Genomic DNA, 1800 nt, shown 5'->3' on the forward strand with positions numbered 1-1800 from the left:
GCGGTTTTTTTCGCGTTCCGTCATTTGCCCTAAGGCGGTTTGAATGCGATCCAGTGTTTGGGCCTTGAGTTCATTGATACGATTGGCGAACTGAGGAATTTCAGTGGAAAGGGCGTACAGAGAATCCGCTACCCCGGAAAATACTTGCTCAATCTGCTGCTGCTGACGTGCGAGCTCTACAAAAGCCTGACTTTGATTTTCTAATGCTTCGGTACTATTCACCACCTTTTCCTGCTCTTCAGAAAGGCTAAGTAGACTTTGTAAGATGTATTGAAGGGCTGCTATGTTCACGTTGAGCTGTTGCTGCCCCATCGACTCCATTTGTTCTCGGGTTTTTTGGGCCAAGTCTCTGAATTCCTGCTCTAAATTGGGCTTGGATTCTTGCTCTAAGCGTTCCTTAATCTCTTCTAGGGCCTCCTTACTAAATTCCTGTAGTTCTTGGATGGCCTGTTCGTTCTTAGGACTACTTTGCTCGCTCAGGGCATCGGTTTGTTCTTCTAAACGGTTTAATTCTTCGAGTAACGACTCCTTTTCTTGTTCAGCCTTTTGTTCCGAGTTTTGAACGCTGCCCTCTTGCTCATCGCTTTGCCCAGCTTCCTGCTCCTGCTCTTGATCTGCCAGTTCTTCATACGACTGCGCCAACTTCTCCAAATCCGAATTCAGTTTCAGCTGCTTGAATAGCTCAAGGGTGCGTTCAAGCCGTTCCTTGTAACGCTCTTCATTGAACTCAACTTCTTCAAGAGCCTGCCGCATTTGATCGGGATCCATTTGTTGTAGATTTTCCTGAAGTTGTTCCAAGGCTTCGCGGAAGTCAGGGTCGTCGATCTCTTTCATGAGCTCTTCAAGTTCTTCATAGGCCTTCATGGTTTCCTCCGAAAGAAGATTTTTTTCGCTGAGCTCTTCCTTGATTTGCTCAAAAGCCTCATTCAATTCTTCGATGCGTTTTTCAATTTCCTGCTGCTCGCGTTGAAGTTCTTCGAGCTGAACCTGCTGCTCATAGCTCCCTTCCGGCTCTTCAATAAGCCCTTCCTTAAATTCATCGTATCGTTCTTGAATGCTTTCGAAGGTTTCACTAATACTTTCTAGCTCATCGGTGACCCCGTCTTCCCGTTCTCCTAGTTCATCGAAATACTGCGTCAAAGAAGGCACCAGTAGTACTCTAATATCCGATTGCCCTTTTTTGGGGCCATTGTACCCATCATTATCGAATACCTCTATCCAAAAATGCAGTTCATCTTTGGGGCGTAAATCCAGTTCGCTTAGCGACCAATCATAGCTATTGAGTTCAATGGCTTTGGCCGTTCCAAGCGGAATCACCACTAGGGGCGATGGATCTTGAAAGGGGCGTTTGAGCTCATAAACCAGTTGCGCCTGTCGCAAGCCATGATCATCACTTGCGCGGTAAATGATGGCCAGCTGTTCGGGAGACACTTCACTTAGATTTTGAGCAGGCTCGAGCAACTCTACAACCGGGGCTAAGTCTGCGATAGCTTGCAGGTTGAATTGAATCATACCCGAGCGGTTTTCACTACTTAGCAGCCCACTGGTATCCACCAAATTGATGGCTAGGGTGTCGGCTTGGCGAAGGGTGGTGGAATAGATGGGAATCAAGGTATCGGCAGGGATAGGGGCGAAACCTGTTGCCGAATCGGGACCAGCCTCTTCCAGTGTTAAGTCCGTAGAGTACGGACTACTAATCACCGAGGTCCCTCGGTAAAAGTCGATTCGCTGAAGTGCTTTATTAAAACTAGCCATCAATTGTACCTTGGAACCTTCATATCCCGTTATTTGGGCAAAGGG

General features: G+C 47.2%; 1 protein-coding gene. It reads right to left on the reverse strand.

Features of this window, described 5'->3' with window-relative positions; genetic code table 11:
- A partial coding sequence (locus tag EBR25_13630; GenBank protein ID NBW42023.1) for a hypothetical protein occupies window positions 1-1755 on the reverse strand: 1755 nt, incomplete at its 3' end.
- Between the last annotated feature and the right edge of the window lie 45 nt (window positions 1756-1800).

The sequence above is a fragment of the bacterium genome, assembly GCA_009926305.1.
Classification (GTDB): domain Bacteria; phylum Bdellovibrionota_C; class UBA2361; order UBA2361; family RFPC01; genus RFPC01.